13 protein-coding genes and 1 pseudogene are annotated in these 13,145 nt (G+C 55.3%); 9 read left to right on the plus strand and 5 right to left on the minus strand.

Annotation, left to right across the window (positions count from 1 at the left end; genetic code table 11):
- Positions 1–13: 13 nt before the first annotated feature.
- Both ACR0LZ_RS05460 and ACR0LZ_RS05465 read right to left on the minus strand, forming a co-directional pair.
- Positions 14–904, minus strand: a complete 891-nt coding sequence (locus tag ACR0LZ_RS05460) for a DUF2950 family protein (protein WP_170780201.1) — start codon at positions 902–904, stop codon at positions 14–16.
- Position 905: 1 nt separating this feature from the next.
- Positions 906–2,207 (minus strand): DUF3300 domain-containing protein, encoded by a 1,302-nt coding sequence (locus ACR0LZ_RS05465; RefSeq protein WP_480748758.1) that lies wholly within the window; start codon positions 2,205–2,207, stop codon positions 906–908.
- A 288-nt stretch (positions 2,208–2,495) separates the two neighbouring features.
- Between ACR0LZ_RS05465 and ACR0LZ_RS05470 the strand changes: the two genes are divergently transcribed.
- The 8 genes from ACR0LZ_RS05470 (at position 2,496) to ACR0LZ_RS05505 (ending at position 8,696) form a co-directional block, all read left to right on the plus strand.
- Positions 2,496–2,882: a Fur family transcriptional regulator gene (locus ACR0LZ_RS05470; protein ID WP_480748759.1), complete on the plus strand. Its 387-nt coding sequence runs from the start codon at positions 2,496–2,498 to the stop codon at positions 2,880–2,882.
- Positions 2,842–3,492 (plus strand): DUF2796 domain-containing protein, encoded by a 651-nt coding sequence (locus ACR0LZ_RS05475; protein ID WP_480748760.1) that lies wholly within the window; start codon positions 2,842–2,844, stop codon positions 3,490–3,492. Before ACR0LZ_RS05470 ends, ACR0LZ_RS05475 begins: the two co-directional genes overlap by 41 nt.
- Positions 3,493–3,498: 6 nt before the next feature.
- Positions 3,499–4,194 carry an ABC transporter ATP-binding protein gene (locus ACR0LZ_RS05480; RefSeq protein WP_480748761.1) on the plus strand — a complete coding sequence of 232 codons (696 nt, stop codon included), beginning with the start codon at positions 3,499–3,501 and terminating at the stop codon, positions 4,192–4,194.
- Positions 4,191–5,441: an ABC transporter permease gene (locus ACR0LZ_RS05485; protein WP_480748762.1), complete on the plus strand. Its 1,251-nt coding sequence runs from the start codon at positions 4,191–4,193 to the stop codon at positions 5,439–5,441. Before ACR0LZ_RS05480 ends, ACR0LZ_RS05485 begins: the two co-directional genes overlap by 4 nt.
- 22 nt (positions 5,442–5,463) lie before the next feature.
- Complete coding sequence (locus tag ACR0LZ_RS05490) at positions 5,464–5,964, plus strand: DUF3299 domain-containing protein (protein ID WP_480748763.1); 501 nt, start codon at positions 5,464–5,466, stop codon at positions 5,962–5,964.
- Between the two features lie 131 nt (positions 5,965–6,095).
- Positions 6,096–7,076, plus strand: a complete 981-nt coding sequence (locus ACR0LZ_RS05495) for a hypothetical protein (protein WP_480748764.1) — start codon at positions 6,096–6,098, stop codon at positions 7,074–7,076.
- The gene (locus ACR0LZ_RS05500) at positions 7,069–7,623 is read left to right on the plus strand and encodes a DUF3299 domain-containing protein (RefSeq protein WP_480748765.1); all 555 of its coding nucleotides are present in this window, start codon (positions 7,069–7,071) and stop codon (positions 7,621–7,623) included. The genes ACR0LZ_RS05495 and ACR0LZ_RS05500 overlap by 8 nt, the downstream gene beginning before the upstream one ends.
- 437 nt (positions 7,624–8,060) lie before the next feature.
- Positions 8,061–8,696: an HNH endonuclease gene (locus tag ACR0LZ_RS05505; protein WP_480748766.1), complete on the plus strand. Its 636-nt coding sequence runs from the start codon at positions 8,061–8,063 to the stop codon at positions 8,694–8,696.
- A 680-nt stretch (positions 8,697–9,376) separates the two neighbouring features.
- Here ACR0LZ_RS05505 and ACR0LZ_RS05510 read toward each other — a convergent pair.
- Both ACR0LZ_RS05510 and ACR0LZ_RS05515 read right to left on the minus strand, forming a co-directional pair.
- Positions 9,377–10,495 carry a recombinase family protein gene (locus ACR0LZ_RS05510; protein ID WP_480748767.1) on the minus strand — a complete coding sequence of 373 codons (1,119 nt, stop codon included), beginning with the start codon at positions 10,493–10,495 and terminating at the stop codon, positions 9,377–9,379.
- A gap of 68 nt (positions 10,496–10,563) precedes the next feature.
- Positions 10,564–11,751: pseudogene (locus tag ACR0LZ_RS05515) on the minus strand (recombinase family protein); the annotation flags it as partial.
- A gap of 136 nt (positions 11,752–11,887) precedes the next feature.
- Between ACR0LZ_RS05515 and ACR0LZ_RS05520 the strand changes: the two are divergent.
- Entirely contained in the window at positions 11,888–12,262 is a 375-nt protein-coding gene (locus tag ACR0LZ_RS05520) for a hypothetical protein (RefSeq protein WP_480748768.1), read from the plus strand.
- Positions 12,263–12,348: 86 nt separating this feature from the next.
- Here the strand turns inward: ACR0LZ_RS05520 and ACR0LZ_RS05525 are convergent, their stop codons facing one another.
- Complete coding sequence (locus ACR0LZ_RS05525) at positions 12,349–13,131, minus strand: hypothetical protein (RefSeq protein ID WP_480748769.1); 783 nt, start codon at positions 13,129–13,131, stop codon at positions 12,349–12,351.
- Positions 13,132–13,145: the final 14 nt, after the last annotated feature.

The raw sequence follows: 13,145 nt of genomic DNA on the forward strand, positions 1-13,145 counted from the left end.
TTCAATCCAAATATTACTCGACCGGTGACCAATTCGTGTCTGGATCATAAGCAGAAATTTCAGATGCAATACTGAGTGTCTCCGGGCCAAAATCTGCCTCGTAGACTATGCCGTTTTCGCCTACCAGAAAGGAATGAATACCAGTTTCTCCGTAGTCTGCCGGTATTGCCAGCAAGGCATGTCCTGCAACAAAGTGATCCCCGACGAAATAGGGGTAGGCACCCCCTGGAGCGTTGGGGCCCTGCTCTTGCAGGATTGTGTAATAATAGCCAAGAAATGGTTCAGCTTCATAGTCAACCTGACCGTCACTCCACCCCGAAGCTGCGGCGCGGGCAAGCGCTGCACCGACAAAGCTGTCTTTTCCAGGCCAGAAGAGACCGTTCTGCTCTTCCGGATCGGAAATGATCGTCTGAGCGAATTCCATAACGCCATTCCCGTTATGGTCCACAAGTCGGAAAGCTGCCTGCAGGTCAACATAGGCCTCAAGCAATTCGATCACTTCCAACTCATTCAAGCCTATTTCACGAGCTGAAAGTTCCTCGATCCCAGCCTCCAGGTCAAAGCGCCAACCGTCATCTTTACGCAGAATTGGGATAGGAAAAGGCCAACCGTCTTCACCCAGAAGAAGTACAACGCCATCGTCCTCAGGCCGGAAACGATACCCCTCGGCATACATGCCAAGCACTTCCTGCCTTCTTTCTTGATCTTCTGCCGGATCACCCGTTCCAACCAGATCCTCGGCTTCAGGCCCGAAAATTTCGATCAGCTTGCTCTGATCATTAGCCTTCAACGCATCAACAAAAGCATCCAGTGCGGTTTGCGGCGTATCAAATCTGGCTCCTTCAGAGAGGGCCGGGCTTGTGGTCGCGGCAAGCAACAAAATTGAAAATACTGATCTACGCATTTTACCGTCTCCGCTTGCCTTTAGCGGCGTTTCCACGCTTGGACGCGCTTTGAGTTCTGCTGCCGGACGCCTTTTTCTTCATCGCTTGCCCTTTGGATGCCGCGGGCTTGCGCTGCGTCGATGCGGCTTTCTTCGCTTGCGGCTTCTTGGCGGTCTGTGGTCTTTGTGCGACTGGCTTTTTCGCTGAATCTGGACGTTTGGTGCGATCAATGGCTTGTTGCTTTGCGGCAGCCTTGTCCCGATCAGCGTTGTTCCGGTTCGCCAAGGCACCGCCTGCTACAGCCCCTGCACCCGCACCGACCGCGGCTGCAGCCACCCCGCGGTCCCGGCTAATATCTGCAGCACCGGATTCTCGGCTCAACTTTGCACGCAGCTCATCCGTGCGACCGTCAGGACGGTTAACCGGCAAGTCGCTACGGCCACCTTCGGGTCTTTTGTGGTCCGCTATTTTGTTCCGGGCCTCCTGTTGCCGGTCAGGATCGGGGTTCCATCCGATATCCGTTCGGTCACCTAAATCTATATCATTGCCGATATTGACGTTGCCATCCACGTCTATGTCGATGTCTGGATTTCTATAAATCGGACCGCCGCCCCAGCCACCGCAATTTCGGCACCCCCAGTAGTCGTTCCAATCATCGTCGTCGTCGAAAATTTCGTCGATCAGGGCAACAGCGCCAAAAGTCAGTAGTGCTGCGCCCACAACATCCCCAGTTGACGGGCCAGTATAAATCGTCTCGGGATTGTATTGTGGGACGTATACCGTCTCGGGTTCTGTCGGTGTAATTACTACGTTGTCATCGTCAGACACTTCGACAGTTTGCTCGGGCCCTGAAACAAGAGCGCCGCTGTCAATTGCCTGATCCCGCATGACCTGCACCGCATCCATCACATCGTCGGACTGGGCCAACATGGCAGTGCCAACTGTCTCGGTCCAGTCGATATGGGTGGCCATCTGACCAACAACTTCGGGGAACGCCGTTGCCAACACACTGACGGAAGGATCCCATCCCATCGCATCGATTTCGGGCTCTAGTTCAACAGGGTCGCGGTCGGCGTTATCGAGCAAATACCGTTCAGCCTTAACAATTTCCAATGGCTGGGTTGCCGCGACAAATATCTGTATGAGTAACGTGTCGGGATAAAGAGCAACCGGGGCGACCAAGGTCTGCAACTCAGCGTCAGTTAGCAGACTGGACGAGGTCGCCGAGGTATCATCTTTTGCCGCTACATCTTCGGACGACTCTTGCGCTAACGCGGAAGTAGATACGCAAATACCGAATGCAATTAATAGAAACCTAAACATATTGCGATCCTTCGATTTCTTGAAGGATCACCTAAGACTGCGATTCTGGCAACCGATCAGTCAATAAAACGGTTGTGGGATAATAATCGACACCCAATCAAGTTTGAGCGAGTGTCCGCTTTGGGCTCAATCCAGACCCAAGCTGCGGAATCCACGATTGACCGCTAAGCGGGACAAAGGGTGCTTTCGCTGCGGCTGCGCCAAAGGCTGGTTTGGCGATTGCTGTATTCTTCGCTTGCGGGTTGTTATTTTATAAAATAACTCTTTTTCAAAGAGGGAATCTGGCACATGAGAAAGAGCGCGGCGGCCCGGCAAACAGATGTTCTGAGTGTTTTGAAAGCATGCGACAAACCGATGTCGGCGTATCAAATTCTTGAACGGCTTCAGGTCAGTGAGCCGGATATTGCGCCACCGACGGTTTATCGCGCGCTCTCGGCTTTGACTGATCAGGGGCGCGCTCACCGGCTGGAATCCATCAAAGCCTTTGCACCTTGTCGCTGTAGCCACGTCGAAAGTGTGCCTGTCCTGGCGATCTGTGAAGGCTGCGGGTTAGTTGAAGAACATGACGGGAGCGATCTGCTGCCGAAACTCACCGTACTGACCGACCGAACCGCTTTTCGGGCGGCGCGGCACATTGTTGAAATTCACGGGCTCTGCGGCACCTGCGCAGCCTGATCCTTTCTACCGAACCCAACTGGATGTATCCATGAAACAAGTAGTCTCCCTTTTTGCACTAGTCACCGCTTTCCCTGCCTATGCAGAGGATGTGCGCCGGCTTGATGCCCATGAGCATGGCGTTGGGACGCTCAATATCGCGATTGAAGGCCCAACGGTCGCGATGGCGTTTGAAGCGCCGGGTGCTGATATCGTTGGGTTCGAATACGCAGCGGAGAGTGACGCTGACCTTGCCGCGATTGATGCGGCTGTCGCCACACTTGGTGCACCGCTCGATCTGTTCGTTGTGCCCGATGCGGCAGGGTGTACTGTCGTGGCGGCGCTTGCTGAACTTGAAAGCGAAGGCGGACATTATGATCACGGCGAAGATCATCACGATGATCATGCGGATGACAAACACGCAGAGGACGCTGATGAAGCTGGGCACGCCGAATTCCATGCAGAATACACGCTGTCCTGCGATAACTCTGAGGCGCTTACCGAAATCACCTTCGCTTACTTTGAAGCGTTCCCGAGTGCGCAAGAGGTTGAGGTGCAGATAATCACCGCATCGGGCGCGCAAGCTCTTGAAGTGACCCGTGACGCGCCTGTGCTGGATTTGGGGCGTTGAGCGTAAGTGACTGACACCACTCTCGAAATAACCGACGTTGCCTATCGCTGGCCGGGGCGGGCTGGATTCTCTTTGGCCGTGCCTCACTTGTCAGTCGCGAAGGGCGAGTCTGTGTTGTTGCTCGGCGAGAGTGGGTCAGGAAAATCAACTTTATTGTCGCTGATTTGTGGCACGATCCTGCCGGATCGGGGGAAAGTTGATATCGCGGGAACGGACATCACCACTTTGTCTGGCGGCGCGCGTGACAAGTTTCGGGCCGAACAGATCGGTGTAATCTTTCAGCAGTTTAACCTTCTGCCATTCGGGTCTGTGATGGACAACATCCTGCTCCCGCTGCGCTTTGCCCCTGCGCGGCGCAAGAACGTCAATGACGCCAGCGCAGAGGCGTCGCGTTTATGTTCTGCACTTGGCTTGCCAGCAGACCTTACCGGCGCGAAAACCACGGCCCTCAGCGTTGGTCAGCAACAGCGCGTGGCAGTAGCGCGCGCGTTGATCGGGCAACCACCGCTGATCATAGCGGATGAACCCACCTCGGCGCTTGATGCAGATAGTCAGGCCGCCTTTCTTGACCTCCTGTTCGCACAAATGGCCACGCACAACACCTCGCTCTTGATGGTCAGCCATGATCCGCGTCTTGGGAGCCGCTTTGACCGAGTGATCTGCATGGAAGATATCGCGCAGATCGAAAGGGCGGCGGCATGATATTGCGCCTCGCCATTGCCTCGCTCTTTGCGCGTGCGCTGACGGTCGGCATGACCATCCTTGCCATTGCTCTATCGGTGGCGCTGTTTTTAGGTGTTGAAAAGGTACGGACAGGGGCCAAAGCCAGCTTTGCCGACACGATATCCGGCACCGACTTGATTGTCGGAGCACGGTCGGGGTCCGTGCAGCTATTGCTTTATTCCGTCTTTCGCATCGGCAATGCGACCAACAACGTCACGTGGGAAAGCTATCAGGATATCGCGGCGCGGCCTGATGTAGACTGGATTGTGCCGATTTCCCTGGGCGACAGCCACCGCCAATTCCGCGTGATGGGCACGACCCAAGCCTTTTTCGAACATTACAAATACCGGCAAGGCAGATCACTGGCCGTATCTGACGGCTCAATCATGGATGATCTGTTTGATACGGTCATCGGTGCCGACGTCGCTGCAACGCTTGGGTATGTTGTCGGCGATCCGATCATCGTCTCCCATGGCCTCGCCTCCTTCACCGAACATGAGGATCAGCCGTTCCGCGTGTCGGGCATTCTGGAGAAGACAGGCACTCCGGTCGATCGCACCGTCATCGTGAGCATGGAAGCGATTGAGGCGATCCATTTGGATTGGAAAAGCGGCGCACAGGTGCCCGGCCAATCGACACCAGCGGACGTAATCCGTGAAATGGAGCTCACCCCCAAGGCCATAACCGCGGCCCTTGTCGGCGTCGAAAGCCCCCTGCAAACCTTCGCCCTGCAACGCGCCATCAATGAATACAAGCAAGAGCCGTTGCTGGCGATCTTGCCCGGTGTGGCCTTGCAAGAGCTGTGGGGCATCGTCGGAATTGCCGAAACCGCGCTCCTCGCCGTGTCCGCCATGGTTGTTGTCACGGCCCTCATCGGGATGATGGCCACGATCTTTTCCAGCCTCAATGAGCGCCGTCGCGAGATGGCGATCTTTCGAGCCATGGGCGCGCGGCCTTTCACCATTCTGAGCCTGCTCGTTTTGGAGGCGATGGTTATGGCGGCAGTTGGTGCGCTGCTTGGCTTGGTCTTGTTGTACATTGGATTGACCATCGCACAGCCGATCCTCGACAGTGCCTTTGGCCTTTGGCTGCCGATTGATGCACCCAAGATACGAGAGTTTTGGGTTATCATTGCAGTGGTTTGTGCTGGCGCAATCGTGAGCCTTGTGCCCGCATTTCGGGCCTACAGAATGTCGGTTGCAGATGGTATGATGGTGAAAATGTGATGCCAAGAATGAGATCGATGCAATGTTGAACCGAAGAACTGCGTTGATGCTCTTTTCCGGGTCTGTTGCCGCACCGAAGATGGCGTTCGCGGCAATACCTCGGGAAATCACCTGGGATGACCTGCTCCCGCCAGGTCTGAGTCATGCCGAGATCATCGGAGAAGGCGAATTGGACGAAGCCAATGATACCTGGAACCCGATCTACGATGCCAATGCCATAAAGCTGAACGAAGAGCTCAATGGCGCTTACGTCAAAATGCCGGGCTTCATCATCCCGTTTGATACCAGCGCGGAAGGTGTGACCGATTTCATGCTCGTGCCCTATGTCGGCGCATGCATCCACACGCCACCACCGCCTGCAAACCAGCTTGTTTTGGTCAACGCTGCGCAGCCGTGGCCGGGCGATCAGCTTTGGGATCCTGTCTGGGTCACGGGCACGATGAGGACGCAATTGCAATCCACCAGCCTTGGTCAGACAGGCTATTCAATCTCAGCCGATGAAATGGAAATCTACGTATGGTGAATTCTTTCGCCATAGGGCACCTTGGGCGACTTCGACCGCCGTTTCCAGGCGGGCTGCGTGCAAGGGCGCTCGGCGTATTGGTGGCAGCGTTTTGTTTTGCCTCGGGTCCGGCCATGTCCTGTGCCTTTGACATGGTCAAACCCGAACGGACGACAATCGACTGGATTGTTGACTCAGAGACTTTGGTGCTGGCCCGTCCCAGCGACGAGAACCCCTTCGCCTACGATGTGACCCGCGTCCTGGCGGGCGACGATGATGGGCCGCCCATTAACCAGCTTGTAGACAGTGCCAGCCGCCGAAAACTGGCCGCGCGCACCTCGGATACTATCTTGTTCGTTCACAGTATCGATACAGGTTGGCGGCGGGTCGCTTATGTGGATGGGAGCTTTGGCGACATTCTGCAAACTGCGTTGAATCACCGTCTGGCATGGAAAAACAGCATGCCGCAAAGCCGCTTGGACTTCATTAACGCCTTGCAAGACAGTTCTATGCCAGCACATGAAGCGATCGTCATCGGCGAATTGGACAAAGTGCCATACGCGCAACTGCGAACAATGGATATACGCATTTCGGACGAGGACCTGTTAAGGGACCTATGGACCAAGTCAGGCTATCCATATCAGGCTATTCGCGCGTTGCTTTTGGGGCTCTCCGGAACGCCTGCCGCCAGAGCTGAAATACACAACTATATCAAACGGGCCACGGATGGGGGATGGTACAACAATCTAGGTGCTTTCGCTGCTGCTTATATAGAGCTTGAAGGCGCATCTGGCGTCGAACATCTGGCGGATACCATGCTCCGTGACCCCTACCAGCCGTTGGACAAAATTGAACAAATAGTTATGGCGATGTCCGTTCATCATGGAATCGCTGATCAACAACTCAAGACAAGCATTCAGGCCACCATCGATTCATTGGTTACCCGGCGCCCCGATGCTGGCGTTGTCGTTGCTCGGCAATTCTCTCTCCGCTCTGACTGGTCACAATCCGCTATTCTGGAACCGTTGGTACGCGAACGCTCCGTTGGCTTGGGGGATCTGTTGACTATTTCGGTGTATACGGCCCGGGCCCGTGAAGTCGACGCAAATGCAGGTGGAAGTGTAGATGAATGATCGGCCCCAACAGAATGGCGCGGCAAACCCGATCCTGCAGAAGATACATGACCCAATGCGGCGCAGGCTCGTAACGGCGCTTCCAATTCTGCCCTTTCTGGGAAGCAGCGCATTTGCTGAGGACGTCATCGACCTGAACTGGGCCGATTTGTTGCCAGAAGACGAAATAGCGATACCTAACATATTGCGAGGTGTGATCGAGCACGATGACGCGCCGTTGTATAGCCAGCAACCTTCATCGAATGGTGTCAGAACGGATTGGAACGGAAAGACCGTCCGGCTTCCGGGATTTATCGTTCCTATTGACTACAGCGGGACCGGTGTGACCGCCTTCATCCTTGTTCCTTTCGTCGGTGCCTGTGTGCATGTTCCTCCACCGCCCGCCAATCAGCTGGTTTTTGTGACAACACAAACTCCCTACGAAACCGAAGGGCTGTTCGAGCCGGTCAGCGTGGTCGGAGTGTTTGGCATATCCTCCATTTCCACACAGCTAGCAGAAATTGGGTACGCATTGTCGGCGGACAGGATCGAGCCGTATCGCGCGTAGCGGTGACGGCGTACGCTAATTGGAAGCGATGTGTGTTCGATATTCGCTCGACAGATTTGATTGGTATTGAATAGCGAAGCCGACATTCGCTGCTTCGCGGAAGCTCGGTCACTTTGGGCTCTTCACCGCCGTTCAGCCCCAGTTCGCCCTTCGCCCGCTTCCGACAGTCGAAGGTCCCCACAGCGGGCTAGCCATCTGAAGACAGAGAATAACCTGCGTCTTGCGAATGGCTGTTTTCGGAGCGCGCTTCGGGTTCGGCCTGCCGCGCCACCGCAAGTCGGCTGTGAGCCCGAAGGCGACGCAGGCGACAGGCGCAGCATCGGTCGTAACGGGCGGAAACCGGAAGTTCGCTGTGTTAACGAAAATATTTCGAATAAAGTCATTAGCGGGCGTTCACCCCGCAGCAGTAAAACTCTCTAAATCTTTGATTTGAGCGATTGACAGTTGCAGCTCTTGCACGCGTTTTCTTGTCAAGGACCTTCCGAGCCTACGAACCACCCACTGCAACAACAATTGCAGCGGAAACATCACCAATCGACCTAACAGATGAGCCGACCAACGACGCCACCGATTTGCCCTCTGAGGTTGACAGTGACACCTCAGCGGAAGCGCTGCCGCTCTCAGAAGAAGAGGTTTCGGTTTTTGTTGAGCAGGTGCAGAGTGGCAGTTACGCCGTGGCCAGCTCGACTGCAACTGTCAAAACGCGCGGTAGTGCCCAAAAAGCGTTCGCCGACATAGTGAAGAAGAACTATGGCAATGCGTGCGCGCTTACTGGTATAAGATCGCGCGAATTCTTGATTGCGTCACACATTGTCCCGTGGAGCGAGGACGAGACTATCCGACTAGACCCGTCCAATGGGATCTGCTTGTCAGTCCTTGTGGATCGCGCATTTGAGAACGGTTTTCTGGTCATTAGTGACGACCTAGTTGCGACTGTCGATTGGGAAAAAGTTGGTACAGACTCCAGCCTCAGAGATGCACTTCAATCGCTGGACGGCATCAAGTTATCAGAGCCGAAGGCGCATTCTCCCAGGGTCGAATACTTGCAACGACGCAGAAGCTTAAATAGCTAGCGAACGTCTCCACGTTTTACGAAAAGCTCGGCGACGTTGACTTGTAGCGCATCAGCAAACCGCCACACTTAGATGTCCACTTCTGGGAAGCTGCCATGCAGCACCGAACTGCACCGTTAGTGTTCGGAAATGGGATGTACCGGCTGCTTCACTCCGCAGGTTATTATACATTTCTTACCGGGCGTTTCGTCGTATTCGAGTCTTAGGCTCGGAAACGCCAGTTTTCATTTTAGTGTGGTATATTTAGTGGTATTATTTTGATTTGTGATAATTTTATGTTGTTTTATAATATAGTTATAGAAAATATATAGTTACTCCTCGGTCCGCCACCCACCCCAGTCTCTGCCAGCAAACAGCCTTTTTCCCTGTTTTCTCCCGTTTTTCCGGGGGGTTGGACTGTGGCATTTCCCAGAGAGACGACCGTTGTGTCGCTGTTAAGGGCGATTTCCCAGGGTCGTCTCCGGAGGCACCATCAGGCGCTTCGGTTAGGGCCAAAATTCCCTGCTAACAGGGAATTAACAGGGAAAATTCTAAGAATCTGGACCTTTCGGCCATATTGCGCCGTAACTCCGGGCGTAATTTCAGTAGGTTACGAGCGATTTCCCTGCGCAAATTAACAGGGAACTTTTTCGCAGTTATCAGGGAACTTTTCTACAGAAACAGGGAAGTGCAGACGGTGATCAGGGATGGCCAAAACTTAAGTCAAAGCCGTATAATTTGGCCTGGCTGTCCCAATCGAGTGGAACCGGTTTGCGGACGATCCGTTCGAGGGTGAGGTCTGGTGGCTGGCGACCCTCAAAGATCGCTTTCTGGATCGCAGGCGAAAGAAAGGCTATCTGGGCCCGGGTTCGAATGTAGGATTCGGAATGGCTGGTTGCTTCGGCGATCTCGCTCAAGGGTTTGCCGTTGCGCAGATCTGCCGTCCAGGCATGCGCCCGGGCCAAGGACCGCAGAAGGGTTTGGTCTGGTTCGGGCTGGCGATCCCCGACAACAATCTTCCCCTCGACGCCCCGCCGACGCAGCGCAAACGGGGCTTCGATCTGGAGCGCCGTCACATCGATCTCATCCGGCTTCAGGTTCAGTTCGTTTGCCAATTCAGTTGCTTCCAAAATCAACGTGATGCGCCCATTTCCGATGCTGCCTTCCGATACAAGGTTTCGAATTAGGTCTGGCGCACCGACCGACAGCCGCATCGCCAAGCCCGATGCCTTTTTGCGGATTGCATCGCCAGTCTGGAGGTCTGCATTTACAAGAATCCGATGCCCGCGAGCGAGACTACCAATGTGCTTTGCAATAATGTCGAAAACGGCCTGTTCCAATTGGCCTGCGGGTAATCGCCAGCCACTCGGGTCGGTACCGCCAGAGATCAACCGATTGGAGATGTAATAGCGAATGTGCCGTCCATGGCGTTGTGTGTGTGTTGGAGTCAATCGATCGCCGGTCTCGTCCCGAAGCTTGCCGGTGAGGGCAGCAGCCCCGTTCTTGGTGCAACGGTTCGTTCGCCCGGTACGCGATCTTGGCCGCGCGCTGGCGGCCTGCAATTTGCCCTGAACCCTATCCCAAAGCTCAGGGTCAATGATGGCATCATGTTGACCGTCCCAGACTTTTGCTTTGTGGCGGATCTTGCCAATGTAGATAGGGTTGCGCAGAAGCGTGTAGATCTGGCCGCGCGAGAACGGATTGCCGCCTTGGACGCGGTCGGATTTGAAGCGATGCAGCTTGGAGCGCAGGCCCGTCTCGTTTGCACGGCGCATGACCGCGTTCAGGCAGCCGAGATCATCGTAGAGACCGAAGATCATCCGCACCGTTTCCGCCTCAACGGCATTGACAACCAGACCGCGGGTCTTCGGATCGGGAAGCGGATCGTACCAGCAATCGTCTCTGCGACAATGTCGGGATGCAGCGCGCGCAAGCGTCGATTGATCTCGATATATCTGTAGTCTCGATCGGGCTTGAACCCCACCAGCTGGTAGGCGCGCAGCAGGCTCCCGAACCGTGATCGATAAGCGCTGCTCGAGGGCAGCGCATCGGCCTCATCGATGACGAGACCGGACAGAAAGCCCTGGGCCACGAACACCTCCTTCAAGCCCTCGAGCATCTCGTCGTCGGTGAGCTTGCTCGATCGGGCGCTGATGATGGCGTTGGCGGCTGCAAACAGATCCGGATCGACGATCCCCTCGAAGGCACCCTCGGCGCGGACCCAGATCTCGGGATCGTTTTGGACACGCCGTTTCTTCAGTTTGAATGAACTGCGGTTCCAGACGTTGTTCCCAATGTATTTCTCGTTGATCAGGATTTGATGCACGGTCCCGCGGGTCCAGGCGCGACCGAGATCCGTCAGGACGCCACGGGCATTCAGAGCGTCGGCAATTTCGGTCTCGGATTTCAGGTCTTCAACGAAGGCTTGGAAAATCTCTTGGACGACAGCGATCTCTTCCGCGGGCCCCGGGACGAGGGTGACGCGATCCGTCTGGATGCTCTTGTGCTGACCGCGCTCCAGGATGCCCTTCGTTTCCCCATGCTCGTCTATAAGCATGCGCCGCAGGCCGAAGCCGGGTGGGCCGCCTTGGCGATAGCCCAGTTCGATCAAACGGCTTTGACCGGTGAAGACCTTTTGCGAGAGTTCCCGGCTGTACTCGCCTGCCATGGCGCGCTTGACGCCTTTGACGATCGTAGAGACCGGGCTGCCGTCGTTCTCGAATTGCTCGGCGCAATAGATGACGGAGATGCCGGCGCGTTTGCAGATGTACTCGTAATACGCGCTTTCGTCCGCATCCTGAAACCGGCCCCAGCGGCTGATATCGTAGACGAGCACCGCTTCGAAATCGGCTTTGCCGGATTGAATATCGTCGATGAGCTGCTTGAGCCCATCGCGGCCCTGGATCCTTAGACCGCTCTTTCCCTCATCCGAATAGGTGCGGACGATCTCGATACCGCGTTGCTCTGCGTAGTGCTTGATCGCGTCCGACTGGTTCTCGGTCGAATAGCGTTGGTGCTCGGTCGACATCCGGACGTATTGAGCGGCGCGCCGAGGCTGCGCTCCCTTTGGCGCCATTGCGCCTCCGTCATGTCCATCCCTCCAGCTCAAGAACCGAGCCTTTCATTTTTCGCCTTCGGCAAGTCACGGGAAATGCCTGTGATTCCATGGGGTCGAAGCATAGACGCGGAGGTTCGGAAAAATGTTTCCTAAGATGGGCAAGACTTTTCCAGATGACGACGAAGGGGAAGTCGATCGATTAAAATACCAAATGGCCATTGCGGCTGCTCTGAAGCGGGAGCTCGGCGGATCTCATCGGGCGATCAAGATCGTGATGCGTTGGACAGGCGTCTCGGAACGAACGGCCAAGAACTGGCTCGCAGGCTCCCACGGCCCGGCTGGTGAGCACCTGGTCGAGCTCATGCGGAATTCGAGAGAGGTGTTGGCTGCGGTGCTTGTGTTGGCCGGGCGAGGAGAGTTGAAGATTGGGGCGGGACTTCACGAAACCCGCGAGACCCTTCTTCAGGTGCTCAATATCTTGGACGGCCTTCTCGGAACTTCCGAGGCAGGGGCTGGTGAAAACGAGTAGGCGGTGTTTCGCGCCAGGTGCGCGGCACTCCTGAGTAGAGTGACGTTCAGTTCGAAGTCGCTTCGCTCGATCAAAACCGAAAAAATTCAGAAAGTTAGCAAAATGCCCGGAGTTCCCCGGGTGTTCTCGCGTGCCGCCCTTTTAGTAGAGACTGGTTCGCATTGGTCTCCCAGCACCGCCAGTCTGCTGCTATGTCGGCCAGATCGACCGAACGGATGACCGCGGTCGATGCCCTGCCTGCGTTTCGAAGGGGTGGCAGTGATGACCGAATACAAAAGCGTCATCAATTGGGACGACAGATAACGCTGCATGAGTGGCGACAAAAACCGATTCAGTTCTACAGCTTTAGCAATATGTGGTGCCGTTATCGCTGCCCGCTTCATTGTGAGGTTCGGGATTTCCAGCAAATCTTTATCCAGCTGAAAAATAATACCTGCATTCATGTTTCTTGGGGTGTCGAAACGGACGGCCAGGCGCCTGCAAATCCCGAACTTTTCCATTACGTTTCGGTAGTCGTCTCTGTGCGTCAACCGGTCGGTCGGCGTTCTCCAAACCTCTGTGTCGCGGTATAAGCGGTAGGGCTCCGCAACCCTCATGAACGCCATGGCTTCAAGTTCATAGTGCCCGAACCGTTGCAAGTGATCTGCGATCAGCTCTTGCTTGTCCGTATACAGGCTGTTGCTGGAGTTGACGTTGTATTCAACTTCTCCAATGTCATGTGCATAAAGCATCACTCCGGTCGACTCGGAAAGTTCCGCGAGAACATCCAGGGATTGCGTCCAGTCTTGGGTTCCAAGTGCGTTTCCATACAGCTCCGGCAGCATTTGAATTGCGCGCCAGTCTTCTGCATTCAACTTGAAAGAGCTCATCTCTGGTCACCTGC

The organism is Ruegeria sp. CI1, from assembly GCF_056536925.1.

What these genes read in the sequence shown, in the direction of transcription:
- ACR0LZ_RS05460 (WP_170780201.1), bottom strand. Translation starts at nt 904, where the DNA reads ATGCGTAGATCAGTATTTTCAATTTTGTTGCTTGCCGCGACCACAAGC.
- ACR0LZ_RS05465 (WP_480748758.1), bottom strand. Translation starts at nt 2,207, where the DNA reads ATGTTTAGGTTTCTATTAATTGCATTCGGTATTTGCGTATCTACTTCC.
- ACR0LZ_RS05470 (WP_480748759.1), top strand. Translation starts at nt 2,496, where the DNA reads ATGAGAAAGAGCGCGGCGGCCCGGCAAACAGATGTTCTGAGTGTTTTG.
- ACR0LZ_RS05485 (WP_480748762.1), top strand. Translation starts at nt 4,191, where the DNA reads ATGATATTGCGCCTCGCCATTGCCTCGCTCTTTGCGCGTGCGCTGACG.
- ACR0LZ_RS05490 (WP_480748763.1), top strand. Translation starts at nt 5,464, where the DNA reads ATGTTGAACCGAAGAACTGCGTTGATGCTCTTTTCCGGGTCTGTTGCC.
- ACR0LZ_RS05495 (WP_480748764.1), top strand. Translation starts at nt 6,096, where the DNA reads ATGGTCAAACCCGAACGGACGACAATCGACTGGATTGTTGACTCAGAG.
- ACR0LZ_RS05500 (WP_480748765.1), top strand. Translation starts at nt 7,069, where the DNA reads ATGAATGATCGGCCCCAACAGAATGGCGCGGCAAACCCGATCCTGCAG.
- ACR0LZ_RS05510 (WP_480748767.1), bottom strand. Translation starts at nt 10,495, where the DNA reads ATGATCTTCGGTCTCTACGATGATCTCGGCTGCCTGAACGCGGTCATG.
- ACR0LZ_RS05520 (WP_480748768.1), top strand. Translation starts at nt 11,888, where the DNA reads ATGGGCAAGACTTTTCCAGATGACGACGAAGGGGAAGTCGATCGATTA.
- ACR0LZ_RS05525 (WP_480748769.1), bottom strand. Translation starts at nt 13,131, where the DNA reads ATGAGCTCTTTCAAGTTGAATGCAGAAGACTGGCGCGCAATTCAAATG.